Raw genomic sequence first — 17,406 nt, 5'->3', positions numbered from 1 at the left:
TCATGGCGGTCCTGCCGGACTCCCGGCCCGACGACGACCCGCAGCAGCGGTCGGCGTCGCCGTGCCCGCCCGAGGTCGAGGTACGTCGCTCGGCCCGGCGCCGCCGCACGGTCTCGGCGTACCGCGACGGCAACCGGATCGTGGTGCTGGTGCCCGCGTCGCTGACCCGGGCCGAGGAGGCCGAGTGGGTCGCGACGATGGTCGCGCGCATCGAGCGCTCCGAGCAGCGCCGCCGACCCAGCGACGACGACCTGCTGGGGCGGGCCAGGAGCCTCTCCGACCGCTACCTCGGTGGGCTGGCGGTGCCCGAGTCGGTGCGCTGGGTGGAGAACCAGTCCTCGCGCTGGGGTTCCTGCACCCCGGGGGAGCGCACCATCCGGATCTCGACGCGGCTGCAGCAGATGCCGCAGTGGGTCGTCGACTACGTGATCGTCCACGAGCTGGCGCACCTGGTGGAGGCCCACCACAACGAGCGGTTCTGGGCCTGGGTGGAGAACTACCCGCAGGCCGAGCGCGCCAGGGGCTACCTGATGGGCTGGTCGGCGGCCCGCGACGAGGGCGACGAGATCGACTGAGCGCGCAGCCGCGCACGCGCCAGCCGCACCAGGTCGACCAGGTCGCGCTCGGGGTCGGGCAGCGCGTCGGTCGGCCACCACCGCACGTCGAGGGACTCCTCGCTCACCGCGTGCTGCTCGTCGTCGGTGGCCACCGCCACGAAGCGCACGTCGAGGTGGTGCACGGGCCGCTCGGGGGTGCCGCCGCAGAAGGGCACGGCGTGGGCGCTGAGCTGCACGGGCACCGGGTCGAGGCGCAGCCCGGTCAGGCCGGACTCCTCCGTGGCCTCGCGCAGCGCGGCCGCGGCCAGGGTGGGGTCGCCGGCCTCGCAGTGCCCGCCCAGCTGGAACCAGCGCCGGGCCTTGGCGTGCAGGGTCAGCAGCACCCGCTCGCCGTCGGCGCTGAGCACCAGGGTGCTGGCGGTCAGGTGGTCGGGCCGGCCCTCACGACGCATCGCCTCGGGGCAGTCGTGCAGGTGGGCGAGGTAGCGCTCGCGCAGCTCCTCCTGGCCCGCGTCGGGCGCGCTCCAGGCGGAGAGCACCGCGACGGCGTCGGCGTGCAGGCTCACTCGTCGTCGGCGCCCGGCTGCTCGTCGGGCCGCTCCTCGGAGCCGCCGCCCAGCAGCTTGGCGAGCTCGGCGTCGAAGTCCTCGTCGCTGAGCGCCTCGGGTGCGTTCGCCTCGTCGCGGAAGCCCAGCGGGTCGTCGAGGTCGGCCGACGTCGGCAGCAGGTCGGGGTGGGTCCACACCCCGTCGCGGGCCTCCGCGCCCTGGCGGGTGCGCAGCGAGCCCCACAGGGTGGAGGCGTCGCGCAGCCGACGCGGGCGCAGCTCGAGGCCCACCAGGGCCGCGAACGTCTCCTCGGCGGGGCCGCCGGCCGCGCGGCGGCGGCGTACGGCCTCCTGCAGCTTGGCGGCCGCGGGCATCCTGCCCTCGGTGGCCTGGCCGACCACCTCGTCGACCCAGCCCTCGACGAGGGCGAGCACGATCTCGAGGCGCTCGAGCGCGGCCACCTGCAGCGGCGACCTGGGCAGGTCGAAGAGCCCGCCCTCGAGCAGCTGCTGGACCGACTCGGGGTTGCTGGGGTCGACGCCGCGCATCTGCTCCTCGATGCGGGCCTGGATCGCCTCGGTGTTGATGTCGATGCCGCGCCCGTAGTCCTTGACCGCGCCGAGCACGTGCTCGCGCAGCCACGGGACGCTGCCGTACAGGCGCTGGTGGGCGGCCTCGCGCAGGGCGAGGTAGAGCAGCACGTCGTCGTAGCCCACGTCGAGGCCCTCGGCGAAGGACTCGATGTTGGCCGGCAGCAGGGCCGCGCGCCCGGCGGGGGCCAGGGGCAGGCCGACGTCGGAGACCGAGAGCACCTCGGAGGCCAGGGTGCCGATGCCCGAGCCGGCCTGGGTGGCCAGCATCGAGCCCATGAAGGTGCCGAGCATGCCCAGCAGCGGGCCGCCCATCGCCTGCGCCTCCTCGGGCAGCGCGCCCGAGAGCGACTGCGCCGACTGGGCGGCGACCGGCTCGACCAGCCCGCGCCAGACCTCCTGGGTGCCCACGACCCACTCGGCGCGGCTCCAGGCGCCGGTGCTGGTGATCGCCGAGGGCAGCTCGGTGGCGGTGTCGAGCCAGTGGTCGGCCAGGCCGAGGGCGTCTGCGACGGCGTCCTTCTGGCGCTGCGACGGGCTGGGGTCGGGCTGCTGGGCGACGGTCTTGCGGGCGGTGTCGACCGCGAGGTCCCAGTTCACCGGGCCGTCGTAGGGCTGCATCAGCGACTGGATCTGGCTCATGATCTGGTTGAGGTCGGGCATCTTGCCCCCGAACATCGCGCTCAGGTCGGGCATCTGCCCGCCGGCGCCGCCCATGCCGCCCATGCCGCCCATGGCTCCGCCGGCGCCGAAGAGGTGCTCGAAGGGCGTGCCCTTGAAGGGGTTCTGCTGCTCGTCGTCGCCCTCGCCGGGGCCGTCCGCGGGCTTGTCAGTCATGGGGTCAGGCTACGCCGCGGCGGCAAGGTCGGGCCGGGCCGGTGGGGTCGAGCCGGCGGGGTGGCGGCACCGACGTCGTAGGCTCGACGGCGTGAGCAGCAGCGCGCAGCCCGTCGTCCGCCTCGTCGACCTCCGCGAGACCCCGCTGGAGGTCGAGGAGGTGCTCGCCGCCCTCGACGACGACGCGGCGGGCGGGCTGAACCTCTTCGTGGGCCGGGTGCGCGACCACGACGGCGGCAAGGGCGTCGTCGGACTCGACTACTCCGCCCACCCCACCGCCCTGACCCGCCTGCGCGAGGTCTGCGACCAGGTGGCCGCCGACCACGACGTGCAGGGCGTCGCCGCTCTGCACCGCACCGGCACCCTGGCCATCGGCGACGTCGCCGTCGTCGTGGCCACCGTCGCCAGCCACCGGGGGCAGGCCTTCGCCGCCACCCGCGACCTCATCGACACCCTCAAGTCCGAGGTGCCGATCTGGAAGCACCAGCGCTTCACCGACGGCCAGGACGAGTGGGTCGGCACCCCCTGACCCGCGCCCTGCGCCGTCGGTCGTCGTTGGTCGAGCAGGGAGGAGCGCCAGCGACGAGCGTCGCCGAGACCCGGTGGGGTGCCCACTCGTCGTACGCCATGGAGCTGCGGGGGTCTCGGCGACGCTCGAGCCTTCGGCCCTCGCTGCTCGACCTACGGCGGCGCTTCGTTGGTCGAGCAGTGACGAGCGCCAGCGAGGAACGTCGCCGAGCCCCGGTGAGTGGCGCGCTCGCCGTACGTCGTGTGGTTGCGGGGTCTCGGCGACGCTCGAGCCTTCGGCCCTCGCTGCTCGACCAACGGCGGCGCTTCGTTGGTCGAGCAGGGAGGAGCGCCAGCGACGAGCGTCGCCGAGACCCGGTGAGTGGCGCGCTCGCCGCACGTCGTGTGGTTGCGGGGGTCTCGGCGACGCTCGAGCCTTCGGCCCTCGCTGCTCGACCAACGGCGGCGCTTCGTTGGTCGAGCAGTGACGAGCGCCAGCGAGGAACGTCGCCGAGACCGGGTGACGTGCCCACTCGTCGTACGCCATGGAGCTGCGGGGGTCTCGGCGACGCTCGAGCCTTCGGCCCTCGCTGCTCGACCTACGGCGGCGCTTCGTTGGTCGAGCAGTGACGAGCGCCAGCGAGGAACGTCGCCGAGCCCCGGTGAGTGGCGCGCTCGCCGTACGTCGTGTGGTTGCGGGGTCTCGGCGACGCTCGAGCCTTCGGCCCTCGCTGCTCGACCAACGGTGGTGCGGCGTGGCGGCCGGGGGGAGCGGGGCGGGGTCCCTAGCCTGGGGGCGTGGAGATCCTGCTGTGGCTGGTGCCGACCGTGCTGGTCACGGTCGCGGCGATGTGCTGGGTCGGCTGGGCGGGGCGGGAGCCGCGCGAGGTCGACCGCGAGGTGATGGTGGGGCGGCTGGCGCGCGGGATGACCCGCGAGACGCCGCTGCGCTACGCCGCGCCGCGTCCCGAGCGCGACCGCAGCACCGGCATCGCCGTCCGGCCGTCGCGGGCCCGCAAGGCCTCCTGACGCGCACCGGGTTGGGGTCTCATGGGAGGCTGAAGGCATGAGCCAGCGCCTGATCGCCGCCCTCCTCGCGGCGCCCCTGGTGCTCGCGCTGTTCGTGGCGGCCTGGTTCACGTCGCTGCCCTACGCCACCTACCAGCCGGGCCCGACCGTCGACGTGCTCGACCAGCCCGACGGCTCGGAGACGATCCAGGTGCGCGGGGTGAAGACCTACCGCGACGCCGGCGAGCTGCGCCTGACCACGGTCTCGGTCAGCCCGGTCGGCAAGCGGCTGTCGCTGCCCGAGCTGATGTGGGCCTGGTTCGACCGTGACGAGGCGGTGCTGCCCTACGACTACGTGCACCCCGACGACGTCACCCCCGAGGAGGACGAGCGCCAGGGTGCGGTGTCGATGGTGACCTCGCAGGACGTGGCCATCGCCAACGCGCTGCGCGAGCTCGACTACGACGTCGAGGCGGCGCTCCAGGTCGCCTACGTGGTGCCCGACAGCCCCGCCGACGGCGCGCTCGAGGTGCGCGACGTGGTGCTGCGCGTCGACGACGAGCCCGTCGACTCCGCCCAGATGCTCGTCGAGGCGATCCAGGACACGCCCGAAGGGGAGTCGGTGACCCTCCAGGTCGAGCGCGAGGGCAAGAAGCGCGACGTCGACCTCACCCCCGAGAAGGACCCCGAGGACGGCGTCCAGCGCGTCGGCTTCACCCCGGGCCAGGGGTTCCGCTACCCCTTCGACGTCACCGTCAACATCGACCCCAACATCGGCGGGCCGAGCGCCGGGCTGATGTTCGCGCTCGGCATCTACGACACCCTCACCGAGGGCTCGCTGACCGGCGGCGGGACCGTCGCCGGCACCGGCACCCTCGACCTCGAGGGCACCGTGGGCCCGATCGGCGGCATCCAGCAGAAGATCGCCGGCGCCGAGCGCGACGGCGCCGAGCTGTTCCTGGTGCCGGCCGAGGACTGCGCCGAGGCGCTGGGCGTCGACGACGGCGAGCCGCGCCTGGTGCGTGCCGAGACCTTCGAGAGCGCGCTGGCGGCGGTCCAGGCCTGGGCCGACGACCCCGACGCCGACCTTCCGAGCTGCGAGGACTGATGAGCGAGACCCCCCAGACCCCCGAGACCCCCGAGACGCCCGTCCCGGAGGACCAGCTGGCCGACCTCGACGTCGACCCGGCCCTGGCCGCGGCGGTGCTCGAGATCGAGCAGCACGCCAGCGAGGCCGGCTGGGACCGACCGGCCAGGCTCTTCGCGCTGGTCGACACCGCCCAGCTGGTGGCCCACGAGCCGGCGCTGGCCAAGGCGATGGGCCTCGACGCCTCCTCCGAGGCCGGGTCGCTGACCGCGGTCGAGCAGGACCAGCTCGACCCCTCCCAGCAGCTCGAGCGGGTGCTCGAGACCATCGCCTGGCCCGCCCAGGTGACCGGGTGCGCCGCGGTCGTCGAGCGGCTCGTGCTGCCGCCCGAGGCCGACGCCGAGCTGCCCGAGGACCCCGACGAGGCGGCGGCGTACGCCCGCGAGCACCCGGCCCGCCAGGAGCTGCGGATGGTGGCCGGGGTGACCCGCGAGGGCTCGCGCTACTGCGCGATGCGCTTCCGCAGCCACGACGACGACACCAAGGTGGTCGGCGGAGCCGACCTCGTCCCGGCGCTCCTGGAGCTCCTGGGCGCCACCCTCACCGACGACGACCAGTGACGAACCACCCCAGATGAACGACGAGAGGCACCACCCGTGAGCGAGACCTTCGGCCCCGAGCCGCCGGCAGCCGCCCCCCAGGCCCCTGCGACGAACGGGCGCTCACGCGCCCTGGTCATCACCGCGGGCGTCCTCATCGCGCTCTTCTTCGCGCTGACGACGTTCTCGGGCTTCTACACCGACCGGCTCTGGTACACCTCCGGCGGCTACGGCAGCGTCTTCTCCACCATGCTGTGGACCCGCGTCGCGCTGTTCGCGGTCTTCGGGTTGGTGATGGCGCTCGTCGTGGCCCTCAACGTGGTGCTGGCCTACCGGCTGCGCCCGGTCTTCGTGGGCATGGGCGACACCAACGGCATGGGCCGCTACCGCGACGCGATCACCCCGATCCGGCGCTGGGTGGTGATCGGCGTGGCCGTCGTGCTGGCGCTGTTCTCCGGCACGTCCGGTGCCGGCGCCTGGCGCACCTACCTGCTGTGGCGCAACGGCAACGACTTCGGCACCACCGACGCCCAGTTCGGTCGCGACATCGGCTTCTTCGTCTTCGACCTGCCCTGGCTGCACTTCCTGGTCGACTTCGCGATGGCCGTCTTCGTGGTCTCGCTGCTGGCCGCCGCGCTGACCCACTACCTGTACGGCGGCATCTCGCTGCAGGGCCCCGGCGACCGGCTCACCGGTGCCGCGCAGGCGCAGCTCTCGCTGCTGCTGGGCCTCTTCGTGCTGGCCAAGGGTGCCGACTACTGGCTCGACCGCTTCGACCTGGTCAGCCAGGCGGGGTCGTTGATCACCGGCATCACCTACACCGACGACAACGCGGTGCTGCCGGCCAAGAACATCCTGCTGGGCATCTCGATCATCTGCGCGGTGCTGTTCTTCCTCAACGTGTGGCGCCGCACCTGGATGCTGCCCTCGGTCGGCATCGCCCTGCTGGCGCTGTCGGCGATCCTGCTGGGCGTCATCTGGCCCGGCATCGTCCAGCAGTTCCAGGTCAAGCCCTCCGAGGCCGACCGCGAGCGCGACTACATCGCGCGCAACATCGAGTCGACCAGGGCGGCGTACGACCTCGAGGACGTGGAGGTCGAACGCTTCACCCCGCAGAACACCCTGGGCTCCTCGCTGGCCCAGCTCGACGGGGAGACCAAGTCGATCCCGCTGGTCGACCCGCAGGTGGTGCGCCCGGCCTTCGAGCAGACCCAGCAGGTGCGTGCCTACTACTCGGTGGCCGACGTGCTCGACGTGGACCGCTACGACATCGACGGCGTCGAGCGCGCTCTCGTGCTCGGCGTGCGCGAGCTGAACCCCGAGGGCGTGCCCGACCAGAACTGGTCGAACCTGGCCACCGTCTACACCCACGGCAACGGCATCATCGCCGCCTACGCCAACCAGCGCGACCGCTCCGACGACGAGCAGGTCGACACCGAGTCCTCCGGGGCCAACGAGGTCGGCATCGAGTGGGCGCAGGGCACCCAGAGCAACGAGCAGGACCTCCAGGACGCCACCGGCGGCTTCGAGCAGCGCGTCTACTACGGCGAGCAGAGCCCGACGTACTCGGTGGTCGGCAAGGCCGAGGAGGGCGACCCCGACGTCGAGCTCAACCTCCCGACCGTGGGCAGCGACGACGACTCGACGACCACGACGTTCGAGGCCGAGGGCGACGCCCCCGTGGGCTCGCTCTTCAACCGGCTGATGTTCGCGATCAAGTTCGGCGAGCCGAACTTCCTGCTCTCCGACCGGGTCAACTCCGGCTCGAAGGTGCTCTACGACCGCGAGCCGAGCCAGCGGGTCGAGAAGGCCGCGCCGTGGCTGACCGTCGACTCCGACCCCTACCCGGCGGTCGTCGACAACCGGATCGTGTGGATCCTTGACGGCTACACCGTCACCGACCGCTACCCGGGTGCGGAGCGCGAGTCGTTCGACGACATGACCGACGACGCGCTGGCCACCGCCCCGACCGGGCTGCAGACGCTGCCGACCGACGAGATCAACTACATGCGCAACGCGGTCAAGGCGACCGTCGACGCCTACACCGGTGAGGTCACGCTCTACGAATGGGACGACGAGGACCCGATCCTCAAGGCCTGGAAGGGTGCGTTCCCCGGCACGGTCGAGCCGCGGGAGGCGATCAGCGAGGAGCTGATGGAGCACCTGCGCTACCCCGAGGATCTGTTCAAGGTCCAGCGCTACCAGTTCGCGCGCTACCACGTCACCGACCCCGGCGACTGGTACCAGGGCAACAACCGCTGGGAGGTCCCCGAGGACCCCGACGTCAGCGGCACCTTCCAGCCGCCGTACCGGCTCTTCGTCGACAACCCGGCCGCGGAGGGCAGCGACGAGAGCTTCGCGCTGACCTCGGTCTACGTTCCCTTCCGCAAGAACAACCTGGCCTCGTTCGTGTCGGTGAACTCCGACGCCCAGAGCGAGCAGTACGGCGAGATGAGCGTGCTGGAGCTGCCCAACGAGCAGACGCCCGGCCCGGCGCTGGTCGCCAACCAGTTCTCCTCCGACCAGGACGTCGCCGACGCGCTGGCGCAGTTCAACCGCTCGGGTGCCCGGGTGCTGCGCGGCAACCTGCTGACGCTGCCGGTCAACGACGGGCTGATGTACGTGCAGCCGGTCTACGCACTGCGCGAGCTCTCGGACGCCAGCTTCCCGATCCTGCGCTACGTCCTGACCAAGTACGGCGACAACATCGGGCTCGGCACCACCCTGCGCGACTCGCTGGAGGACCTGATCCGCTCCTCGGGCGTCACCCCCAGCAACACCGGTGGCGGCGGAGGCAACGGCGGCAACAACCAGGGCGACGGCGGTGACGAGGGCTCCGAGCCGCTGTCGGGCAGCGTCTCGGAGCAGATCGAGCAGCTGCTCAGCGACGCCGAGGAGGCGTTCAACGCCGCCGACGAGTCCTTCGCCGACGGCGACCTGGGCGCCTACCAGGACAGCGTCGAGGAGGCCCAGGACCTCATCGCGCAGGCGCTCGAGCTCGCCGGCGCCTCCGGTGAGGAGGCCCCCGAGGACTCCGAGGAGGGCTCGGGCGGCAGCTGAGACGCACGCGTCGCACGTCACACCCGCGCCGGGCCCATCTGATTTGGAGGGGTCCGGCGCGGTGTGTAGTGTTCTGTTCACCGACGCGGGGTGGAGCAGCTCGGTAGCTCGCTGGGCTCATAACCCAGAGGTCGCAGGTTCAAATCCTGCCCCCGCTACCACAGACGGAAGGCCCGGACCGACAGGTCCGGGCCTTCTGCGTTCGTTCTGTGTCCCTGGGGTGGTCAGGGTGTGACGACCAGCTTCCCGACGAGCCCCCGCCCCTCGAGGTCCTCCTGGGCGGTGGCCAGGTCCGCGAGCCCGTAGGTGCGCGCCACGACCGGACGCAGGTCGCCGCGTCGGGCCAGGTCGACGAGGGTCTCGAAGTGCGCGGGCGTGTGCATGGTCGAGCCGACGAGGGCGATGTTGTGCAGGTAGAGGCGGCGTACGTCGAGCTCGAGCAGGTGCCCGCCCAGCGCGCCGGCGACCACCCAGCGACCGCCGTCGCGCAGCAGGTCCAGGGCCTGGGCGACGAAGGGTCCGGCGACGACGTCGACGACGACGTCGACGCCGTCGGGGCAGGCGGCGGCCAGCGACTCGTGCAGGTCGCCCTCGGTGCGGTCGACGCAGGCGTGCGCCCCGGCCGCCCGTACGGCGTCGGCGTGCACGCCGCTGGTCACCGCCACCACCCGCGCGCCGCGGGCCGCGGCGAGCTGGACGGCCGCCAGCCCGACGCCGCCCGAGGCCCCGGTGACCACGACGGTCTCACCCGCCGCCGCCCGCCCGCGCTCGAGCATGCCGAGCGCGGTGCCGTAGGCGATCGGCAGGGCGGCGAGCTCGACGTCGCTCAGGGGTGAGTCGTCGACCCGGTGGGCGCGGGCGGCGTCGACGACGACGAGCTCGGCGAAGCCGCCGTCGCGCTCGCTGCCCAGGATGTCGACGGGGTGCGCGTCGGGTCCCTCGTGGTCGTAGTGCGCCGGGTCGACGAGCACCCGGCGCCCGAGCAGGTCCTCCGGTGCTCCGTCGCCGACAGCGACCACCTCGCCCGCCACGTCGCCGCCCTGGATGCGGGGGAAGTCGATCGGACCACGCCAGCCCGCCCGGGCGTCCGGGTCGTCGGGGCGGCTGCCGTAGGCACCCTCGCGGGTCCACAGGTCGGTGTTGTTGAGGGCAGCGGCGCCCACCCGGACCAGCACCTGGCCGGGACCCGGCTCCGGTGCCGGCACCTCGCGCAGCTCCAGGACCTCGGGGCCGCCGTGCCTGGTCAGCACCATCGCTCGCATCGTGCGGGGGATCCTGGGCTGGTCCACGTCCTGCTCCTCACCTAGACTTCACTGATCTGTGAAGTCAGCCTAGGTATACCGATCTGTGAGGTCAACATGGACGTGCTCGACCTCGAGCGGCTGACCCCCGCCGCCCGTCGCATCCTCGACGCCGCCGAGGAGCTCTTCTACGAGCACGGCATCACCGCGGTCGGGGTCGACCTCGTCGCCGAGCGCTCGGGGGTGACCAAGCGGACCCTCTACGACCGGTTCGGCTCCAAGCAGCAGCTGGTCGCGGCGTACCTGCTCGAGCGCGACCGCCGCTGGCGCGCCCTCGTCGAGCAGCTGCACCGCGACGCCCCGACCCCTGTCGCGCGGGTGCTGGCACCCTTCGACGCGCTCGAGACCTGGCTCGAGGGCGCTGTCCGCGGCTGTGCCTTCGTCAACGCCCTCGCCGAGCTGCCGGACGACGACCACCCGGGGCGGAGGGTGGTGCTCGCCGAGAAGCAGTGGCTGCTCGAGCTCTTCTCCGGCTCCCTGCACGCCGGCGGCTTCCCCGAGGCCGACAGCCTCGCGCTGCAGCTGATGTGCCTGCACGAGGGGGTGCTGAGCCTGCGCGGCACCGCGCCGGGGGTCGACGCGGTCGCCGCGGCACGCTCGGCAGCGACCCGGTTGCTGGAGGGCTGAGGACGCGCCGGGGTCGGGCCCGGTAGACAGGTCCCATGTGGTTCGACACCTGGTCCGACGTCCTGCGGGTGCTCCTGGTGGGGCCCGCCTCCTACCTCACCGTCGTGCTGGTGCTGCGAGCCTCGGGCAAGCGCACGCTGGCGAAGCTGAACGCCTTCGACCTCGTCGTCACCGTGGCCCTGGGCTCCACGCTCGCGACCATCTTCCTGAGCAAGGACGTGTCGTGGGTGGAGGGTGCGGTCGCGCTGGTGGTGCTGGCCGTGCTGCAGATGCTGGTCGCGGCGCTGACCTCCCGGGTCCCGTTCGCCCGCCAGGTGGTCACGGCCGGCCCGACGCTGCTGCTGCACGACGGCCTGCTGCTCGAGGACGCCCTGCGGGCGGCCCGCCTCACCGGTGCCGAGGTGCGTCAGGCGGTCCGAGGCAGCGGTGTCGGCGACCTGTCCACCGTCGCGGCGGTGGTCCTGGAGAGCGACGGGAGCCTCAGCGTCGTCGAGCAGGCGCAGGCGGGCGACCGCAGCGCCCTGGTCGACGTCCCCACCCCTGGCTGAACGGCACCCTGGGCGGGTCAGGGCCGGATGCCCTGCAGCACCACGGAGGCGGTGCGCTCGACCCACTCGTCGGTGAGGCCCTCGGGTCCGCGCACGAGCATCGCCACCAGGGCCGCCCCGATCACCAGCTCCATGACCGTGACGGCGTCGAGGTCGGGCCGGACCGCGCCTGACTCGGCAGCCGCGCGCAGGTAGTCCTCGACGCCGATCCAGCCCTGCGTGGAGAAGCGCTCCAGCAGCCGGGCGTGCAGGCTGGGGTCGGCGGCGGCCTCGGCGATCAGCCCGGGCACGGCGAGCCGGGCCAGGGGAGTGGTGAGCAGGTCGGCCGTACGTCGCACCAGGGTGCGCACGTCGTCCTCGAGCACGCCGGTGTGGGCGGTCGGAGTGGCGTCGGCGTCGCGGAACGCCGCCTCGTGCACCAGGTGCGCCTTGCTCGGCCAGCGTCGGTAGACGGCGGGGCGCGACGTGCCGGCGCGGTCGGCGATCGCCGCCACCGTCAGGTCGGCGTACCCCACCTCGGCGAGCAGCGCGGTGGCGGCGTCGAGCACCGCGCTGTCTATACGTGCGTCACGAGGTCGTCCGTTGTCCTTGCTCATATCCGTGACGAGTGTAACGTAACCGGGTGTGACCCTCATCACCAGCAGCATCGTGGAGCTCTCCGACCTCGTCGACGCCCGCTACGGCGGCAAGGCGCTCGGCCTCGCCGAGCTGGCCGCCGCCGGCTTCGACGTCCCTGCGGCCTTCGTCGTCGCCGACGCCGACCCCGACGCCCTGCCCGCCGACCTGGCGGAGCGCTACGCCCGCCTGGCGCCCCCCGGCAGCGGCACCACCGTCGCGGTGCGCTCGTCGGCTGCCGGTGAGGACGGGGTCGAGAGCTCCTTCGCCGGGCAGTACGAGTCGGTGCTCGGGGTCCGCGACCTCGACGAGCTGGTCGCGGCCATCCGGCGCTGCGTCGAGTCGACCGGCTCGGAGCGGGCCAGCGCCTACCAGGCCGACTCCGGGATCTCGGGGACCATGCACCTGGTGGTCCAGGAGATGGTCGAGGCCCGGGCCGCCGGCGTGGTCTTCACCGCCGACCCGGTCAGTGCCCGACGTGACCTCGCGGTCGTCGACGCGGTCTGCGGGCTGGGCGAGGCGCTGGTCGACGGGTCGACCGCCTCCGACCACTACGAGGTCGACCGCGACGGCGCCATCGTCACCCGGATGAGCGGCGACCGGCCAGCCCTCAGCGACGCCGAGGTGGGTGCGGTGGCCGCCGGGGCCAGGGAGGCCGAGGCGCGCTGGGGCCGCCCGCTCGACCTCGAGTGGGCCATCGACCGGAGCGGCCGGCTGCGCTGGTTGCAGGCCCGGCCCATCACGACCCTGCCCGGCGCCCTGGACGAGATGGACTCCCAGGTCGCCGGGGCCGACCACGTCTACACCCGCTGCAACATCGGCGAGATGATGCCGGGCGCCTTCTGCCCGCTCACCGCCTCGGTCAGCGGCCAGGCCATCGAGCGCGCCATGCAGACGGTGCAGGTGATCGCCGGCTTCCAGAAGGCCTACCAGGACGACCGGTGGCTCCAGCTCGGCTACTTCTCCGGCCACCTCTTCCTCAACATGACCGAGGGCACGGCGCTGAGCTCGGGCATCCTCGGCAACTCCCTGGAGCAGTACTCGATGTCCATCGCCGGCCGGGTCGTCGACGAGCTGGTGGCGCAGCCCCCGAAGCCGTTCCCGGTGCGGCTGGTCAACACGGTGCGGCTGACGACCTTCGCGGTCTCGGCGGGCGTGGCGATCCGACGGCTGGACCGGAAGCTCGCGGCGTTCGCCACCCCGTCGGCGCCCTCGCCGGCGGCCCTGCTCGCCGAGCTCGACGCGGGCGTCGAGCTCTACGACGAGGCCACCCTGACCCACGTGCGGTCCTCGTCGCGCTCGGCCGTCGCGGCCAACGTCCTCGAGGAGACCGTGGTCAAGGAGGCCGTCAAGGCCGGGCGCAGCGAGGAGGACGGCCGCGCGCAGGCCTCGGCGCTGATGGCCGGCGGCACCGACGTGGAGAGCGCCGTGATGCTCGGCCAGCTCGACGCGGTGGTCGACCTGCTGGCTGCTGACCGGGAGGCCGGGCAGCGCTTCCTCGACGCGAGCCCGGGCGAGGCCGTCCTCGCGCTGACCGGCGACAGCAGCGCGGTCGCGCGCGACCTCAACGCCTTCCTGGAGCGCCACGGGCACCGCGGCTACCGCGAGCTGTGCCTGCGCGACCCCTCGTGGGGCGACGACCCCGAGGGTCTCGGGACCATCATGCAGGCGATGCTGCGCGCGCGCCTGGCGACGGGGCGGTCGAGCCGGCCGGCGCGCACGCACGACGACACCCAGCTCTCGCGCGCGGTGCGCACCCTGGCCCGGATGGCGCGCAAGGGGGCGGCGGGGCGCGAGGGCACCAAGTCGCGGATGGTGCTCGTCGCCCACCGGCTCAGCCGGGGCTACCGGCTGCTCGGGGAGCAGCTGGCCGAGCTCGGCCGGCTGCCCGACGCCGACCTGGTCTTCTTCTTCCACCGCTGCGAGCTGCCGGAGCTGCTGTCGGTGCCGGACACCTCCGAGATGGTGGCGGCCGCCCGCGCCCGGCGTGACGCACTGCCCTTCCAGGCCCGCCTGGAGTTCCCCGACGTCTCGGTCGGCAAGCCGGTGCCGTTCGTGCCGCAGCCGCCCCAGGGCGTCGAGGACGGCGTGATCGTGGGCCGCCCGGCCTGCAGCGGGTCGGTCGAGGGCACGGTGCGGGTCGCGACGACGGTCACCGAGGCCCAGGACCTCCAGCCGGGGGAGATCCTCGTGGCGCCGGTGACCGACGTGGGCTGGACGCCGTACTTCACCCTGATCGCCGCGCTGGTCACCGACATCGGCAGCTCGGTCTCGCACGGCGCGGTCGTGGCCCGCGAGTACGGCCTGCCCTGCGTCGTGAACACCCAGGGCGCGACCCGGGTGCTGCGCACCGGCGACCGGGTCCGCGTCGACGGCGACCGGGGCACCGTCACGATCCTGGCCCAGACGGGTCAGCCGGTGCCCGAGGAGGCGGCCACCCCGGCGTAGCCCTCGCGGTAGGTGGGGTACGCCGGCACCCATCCGGTGGCCCGGAGCCGGGCGTTGGAGATCCGCTTGCCGTGGGCCCGGGCCGGGTCGGCGGGCGGCGGTGGGGGCACGCCGAGCACGCGGGCGATCTCGGCGGCGACGTCGCCCAGCGGGGCCGGCTCGTCGTCGTTGCCGAGGTAGACGGCCTCGGGCGCCTCGGGGCGGGTGAGCAGGTGGACGGCGGCCGCGGCCGCGTCGTCGCGGTGAATGCGGTTGGTCCACCGCCCGAGGTCGTCGAGGTCGCCCGCGGCCACCTTGTCGACCAGCCGGGAGTGCGCGCCGTCGTAGAGGCCGGAGCAGCGCAGCACCGTGCCGCCCGGCACCCGCTCGGCGAACAGCTCCTCGGCCTCGAGCAGCACCCGCGCCGGCCCGTCGGCGGGGGAGGGGACGTGGCTCTCGTCGACGAGCGTCCCGTCGGGCACGTCGCCGTGCACGCCCGTGGAGGAGACCAGCACCGCCCGCTCGGGACGCTGCCCGGTGGCCTCGAGGGCGTCGAGCGCGCGCCGCATGCCGTCGACGTACGTCGCCCGGTAGGCGTCCTCGGAGCGCGGCCGGGCGGTCAGGGCGACGACCAGGTGCCGCAGCTGGAGAGCGGGCAGGTCGGGGGACTCCCGAGTCAGGTCGACCGACAGCCCGCGCAGCGGGGCGGGCACCAGGTCACCGCGGCGGCGCAGCGCCAGCACGCGGTGCCCGCGCTCGGCGAGGCGGAGCCCGATGCGCGACCCGAGGTCGCCGCACCCGATCATCAGCACGTCTGCGTACGCGGCATCCACGGCTCGACCCTAGGCCAGCGCTCCTCACCCGCGGCGCCGCTCGGCCCCGAGTTGTGTGCGGCAGGCGTGGTGTGTGACGGTTGAGGCACCGACGCGGGGTGGAGCAGCTCGGTAGCTCGCTGGGCTCATAACCCAGAGGTCGCAGGTTCAAATCCTGCCCCCGCTACAAGAAGATGGCCCCTGACCGGCGGAGACGCAGGTCAGGGGCCATCTGTGTGTCTCGAGCCGGAAAGTGTGGAGTCCTGGATCAACCAGGTTGATCCAGGACTCCACACTTCTGGTCGGGGGCGGCGCGAGTTCCGGCCGGCGTCGCAACCAGGCCACCTCGTGGTCACCCGCAGGTCGCGCCGGGCCGACAGCGTCCGCGTCGTCCACCCATCGCGACACTCTCGGGAGATCGATCATGCGCGTGTCCTCACGTCTGTCCGTCCTGCTCGCCGCCACCATCGCCGGCGCTGCGGCGTCCTCGACCCTCATCGCCCCCTCCGCCCTCGCCGCGGCCGGGCCGCCGGAGCACGTCGGCGTCGCCACCATCGCCCACCGCGGTGCGATGGGCCACGCCCCGGAGAACACCATGGCCGCCTTCGAGCTGGGGGTGGAGATGGGCTCCGACCTGGTCGAGGCCGACGTGCAGCGCTCGAAGGACGGCGTCCTGGTGCTGGTGCACGACACGACCCTCACGCGCACCACCGACGTCGAGGAGGTCTTCCCCGACCGGGCGCCGTGGCGGGTCGGCGACTTCACCTACGCGGAGATGCAGCGGCTCGACGCGGGCTCCTGGTTCTCCGAGGAGCACGCCGGCGAGCCGGTGCCGACGATGGCCGACATGGTCCAGCGGCTCCGGCGCAGCCGTGCCGGCATCCTGATGGAGGTGAAGTCGCCCGCCCTCTACCCCGGGATCGAGCAGCAGGTCGCCGACGAGCTCGCCGGCTTCCCCGGCTACCTCACCTCCGCGGTCCGCTCCAAGCGGCTGGTGGTGCAGAGCTTCGACTGGGCCTCCATGGCGCGCTACCACGAGATCCAGCCGTCGGTGCCTGTCGGCCTGCTCGGCCGGCCGGCCGAGCAGCTGCTGCCCGAGCTGTCGACCTGGGCCGACCAGATCAACCCGAGCTTCCGCTCCTTCGACGCGGCGTACGTCGACGCGGTGCACGACGCCGGGATGGAGGTGCACACCTACACCGTCAACGAGCGTGCCGACATGCACCTGGTGCTCGACCGTGGGGTGGACGGGGTGATCACGAACGTCCCCGACGTGCTGGAGGACGTGCTCGCCGAGCGCCGCGCCCCCGCGGACGCCGCGTAGCCGGACCCGGCCGGGGCTTGCAATCCGAGGTAATATGTGCTGCAGGTCACATGGCATGCGGCACGCCGCACGCTCCGCATCGGGAGGTGTCATGAAAGCGCTCGGTACTTCGTTCCTCGGCCGGGGATCCGACCTCGGGCCCCTGCTGCTCCGCCTCGGGGTGGGCTTCGTCTTCGCCGTGCACGGCTGGCGGAAGATCGACGGCGGAGTCTCGAACTTCGCCCCCGTCCTGGAGGCGCAGAGCGTCCCGGCCCCCGAGGTGGTCGCCTGGTTGATGACCATCGCCGAGGGGCTCGGTGGTCTCGCGCTCATCGTCGGGGTGTTCACCCGCCTGGTCACGCTGCCCCTGATCGCCATCATGGTCGGGGCGCTGGTGCTGGTGAAGTCGGAGATCGGCTTCATCGTCGCGGACGCTCCCGGGGGCGAGCTGGACACCGCACTGCTCGCCGGTCTGCTCTGCCTGCTCTTCATCGGCCCCGGACGACTCTCCGTGGACGGTCTCCTGGGCATGGAGACAGCCACCGCTCCGGTCTCCGGCCGGGCGAGGGCGACCTCGGAGGCTGCTTGACGGTGAGGTGGGGTCGCGCCCCGGGGTAGCTGGTCGCGCCCGTGCGTGGGCGCGGGGTGGTGGGCGCCCCGGGTGAGGTTGCGAATGAGAATCGTTTTCAGTAAGTTCCTCGCGTTCCATCCTCACCCCCCCCAAGGAGAACGACATGCCTGCCACCCATGCCCCCACCCGCCGCCTCATCGGATCCCTCGCGGGCGCCACCGCCGCCGCGACCGTGCTCGTCCTGGGCGGCCCGGCCGCCCAGGCGGCCCCGGCCTGCACCGACCCGGTCGCGGGCGCCCTGCACGCCGGCCACGACCGCACCGGCGACCCTGCGGGTGTCTTCCACACCGCCGAGGACACCTACTGCGACGTCCGCGGCTGACGGGTCCCTCCCGGTGACGACGGCAGC

General features: G+C 73.1%; 17 protein-coding genes and 2 tRNA genes. 14 read left to right on the top strand and 5 right to left on the bottom strand.

The genetic code is table 11. The features are described 5' to 3' along the window. Positions 1-2: 2 nt before the first annotated feature. Positions 3-575, top strand: coding sequence for a M48 metallopeptidase family protein (locus H0S66_RS01740; RefSeq protein WP_179613846.1), 573 nt, complete (start codon positions 3-5; stop codon positions 573-575). Here H0S66_RS01740 and H0S66_RS01735 read toward each other — a convergent pair. Both H0S66_RS01735 and H0S66_RS01730 read right to left on the bottom strand, forming a co-directional pair. Then, the gene (locus H0S66_RS01735) at positions 524-1,123 is read right to left on the bottom strand and encodes an NUDIX hydrolase (RefSeq protein WP_179613845.1); all 600 of its coding nucleotides are present in this window, start codon (positions 1,121-1,123) and stop codon (positions 524-526) included. The two genes, H0S66_RS01740 and H0S66_RS01735, sit on opposite strands and share 52 nt — an antisense overlap. Next, positions 1,120-2,532, bottom strand: a complete 1,413-nt coding sequence (locus H0S66_RS01730; RefSeq protein WP_179613844.1) for a zinc-dependent metalloprotease — start codon at positions 2,530-2,532, stop codon at positions 1,120-1,122. The genes H0S66_RS01735 and H0S66_RS01730 overlap by 4 nt, the downstream gene beginning before the upstream one ends. A 91-nt stretch (positions 2,533-2,623) precedes the next feature. Here H0S66_RS01730 and H0S66_RS01725 point away from each other — a divergent pair, with 91 nt between their 5' ends. The 6 genes from H0S66_RS01725 (at position 2,624) to H0S66_RS01700 (ending at position 8,954) form a co-directional block, all read left to right on the top strand. Next, the gene (locus H0S66_RS01725; protein ID WP_258017059.1) at positions 2,624-3,061 is read left to right on the top strand and encodes a molybdenum cofactor biosynthesis protein MoaE; all 438 of its coding nucleotides are present in this window, start codon (positions 2,624-2,626) and stop codon (positions 3,059-3,061) included. A gap of 776 nt (positions 3,062-3,837) precedes the next feature. Then, positions 3,838-4,068, top strand: a complete 231-nt coding sequence (locus H0S66_RS01720; RefSeq protein ID WP_179613842.1) for a hypothetical protein — start codon at positions 3,838-3,840, stop codon at positions 4,066-4,068. Positions 4,069-4,105: 37 nt separating this feature from the next. Then, on the top strand, positions 4,106-5,155 hold the full coding sequence (locus tag H0S66_RS01715) for a YlbL family protein (RefSeq protein ID WP_179613841.1): 1,050 nt from the start codon (positions 4,106-4,108) through the stop codon (positions 5,153-5,155). After that, on the top strand, positions 5,155-5,754 hold the full coding sequence (locus tag H0S66_RS01710; RefSeq protein WP_218876198.1) for a PPA1309 family protein: 600 nt from the start codon (positions 5,155-5,157) through the stop codon (positions 5,752-5,754). The genes H0S66_RS01715 and H0S66_RS01710 overlap by 1 nt, the downstream gene beginning before the upstream one ends. Before the next feature lie 36 nt (positions 5,755-5,790). Further along, complete coding sequence (locus H0S66_RS01705) at positions 5,791-8,793, top strand: UPF0182 family membrane protein (protein WP_179613840.1); 3,003 nt, start codon at positions 5,791-5,793, stop codon at positions 8,791-8,793. A gap of 84 nt (positions 8,794-8,877) precedes the next feature. Further along, a tRNA-Met gene (locus tag H0S66_RS01700) sits at positions 8,878-8,954 on the top strand. 63 nt (positions 8,955-9,017) lie between these two features. Here the strand turns inward: H0S66_RS01700 and H0S66_RS01695 are convergent. After that, complete coding sequence (locus tag H0S66_RS01695; protein ID WP_218876197.1) at positions 9,018-10,082, bottom strand: zinc-binding dehydrogenase; 1,065 nt, start codon at positions 10,080-10,082, stop codon at positions 9,018-9,020. Positions 10,083-10,151: 69 nt separating this feature from the next. Here H0S66_RS01695 and H0S66_RS01690 point away from each other — a divergent pair, with 69 nt between their 5' ends. Both H0S66_RS01690 and H0S66_RS01685 read left to right on the top strand, forming a co-directional pair. Further along, positions 10,152-10,721 (top strand): TetR/AcrR family transcriptional regulator, encoded by a 570-nt coding sequence (locus H0S66_RS01690; protein ID WP_179613839.1) that lies wholly within the window; start codon positions 10,152-10,154, stop codon positions 10,719-10,721. Positions 10,722-10,756: 35 nt separating this feature from the next. Further along, positions 10,757-11,269 (top strand): DUF421 domain-containing protein, encoded by a 513-nt coding sequence (locus tag H0S66_RS01685; RefSeq protein WP_179613838.1) that lies wholly within the window; start codon positions 10,757-10,759, stop codon positions 11,267-11,269. Between the two features lie 17 nt (positions 11,270-11,286). Here the strand turns inward: H0S66_RS01685 and H0S66_RS01680 are convergent, their stop codons facing one another. Beyond that, positions 11,287-11,865 carry a TetR/AcrR family transcriptional regulator gene (locus tag H0S66_RS01680; protein ID WP_179613837.1) on the bottom strand — a complete coding sequence of 193 codons (579 nt, stop codon included), beginning with the start codon at positions 11,863-11,865 and terminating at the stop codon, positions 11,287-11,289. 28 nt (positions 11,866-11,893) lie between these two features. On the opposite strand from H0S66_RS01680, the gene H0S66_RS01675 reads away from it, so the two are divergent. After that, positions 11,894-14,332 carry a PEP/pyruvate-binding domain-containing protein gene (locus H0S66_RS01675; protein ID WP_218876196.1) on the top strand — a complete coding sequence of 813 codons (2,439 nt, stop codon included), beginning with the start codon at positions 11,894-11,896 and terminating at the stop codon, positions 14,330-14,332. Here H0S66_RS01675 and H0S66_RS01670 read toward each other — a convergent pair. Then, complete coding sequence (locus H0S66_RS01670) at positions 14,296-15,144, bottom strand: Rossmann-fold NAD(P)-binding domain-containing protein (RefSeq protein ID WP_218876195.1); 849 nt, start codon at positions 15,142-15,144, stop codon at positions 14,296-14,298. The two genes, H0S66_RS01675 and H0S66_RS01670, sit on opposite strands and share 37 nt — an antisense overlap. Positions 15,145-15,236: 92 nt before the next feature. On the opposite strand from H0S66_RS01670, the gene H0S66_RS01665 reads away from it, so the two are divergent. The 4 genes from H0S66_RS01665 (at position 15,237) to H0S66_RS01650 (ending at position 17,379) form a co-directional block, all read left to right on the top strand. Beyond that, positions 15,237-15,310: transfer RNA gene (locus tag H0S66_RS01665), tRNA-Met, on the top strand. A gap of 237 nt (positions 15,311-15,547) precedes the next feature. After that, positions 15,548-16,447 (top strand): glycerophosphodiester phosphodiesterase family protein, encoded by a 900-nt coding sequence (locus H0S66_RS01660; RefSeq protein ID WP_179613836.1) that lies wholly within the window; start codon positions 15,548-15,550, stop codon positions 16,445-16,447. Positions 16,448-16,538: 91 nt separating this feature from the next. After that, the gene (locus tag H0S66_RS01655) at positions 16,539-17,015 is read left to right on the top strand and encodes a DoxX family protein (RefSeq protein ID WP_179613835.1); all 477 of its coding nucleotides are present in this window, start codon (positions 16,539-16,541) and stop codon (positions 17,013-17,015) included. A gap of 145 nt (positions 17,016-17,160) precedes the next feature. Beyond that, complete coding sequence (locus tag H0S66_RS01650; RefSeq protein WP_179613834.1) at positions 17,161-17,379, top strand: hypothetical protein; 219 nt, start codon at positions 17,161-17,163, stop codon at positions 17,377-17,379. The last annotated feature ends 27 nt before the right edge of the window (positions 17,380-17,406 follow it).

Source organism: Nocardioides marinisabuli, from assembly GCF_013466785.1.
Lineage (GTDB): Bacteria > Actinomycetota > Actinomycetes > Propionibacteriales > Nocardioidaceae > Nocardioides > Nocardioides marinisabuli.
Note: the sequence above shows the minus strand (reverse complement) of the source record. Positions and strands in the feature narration are given on the sequence as shown.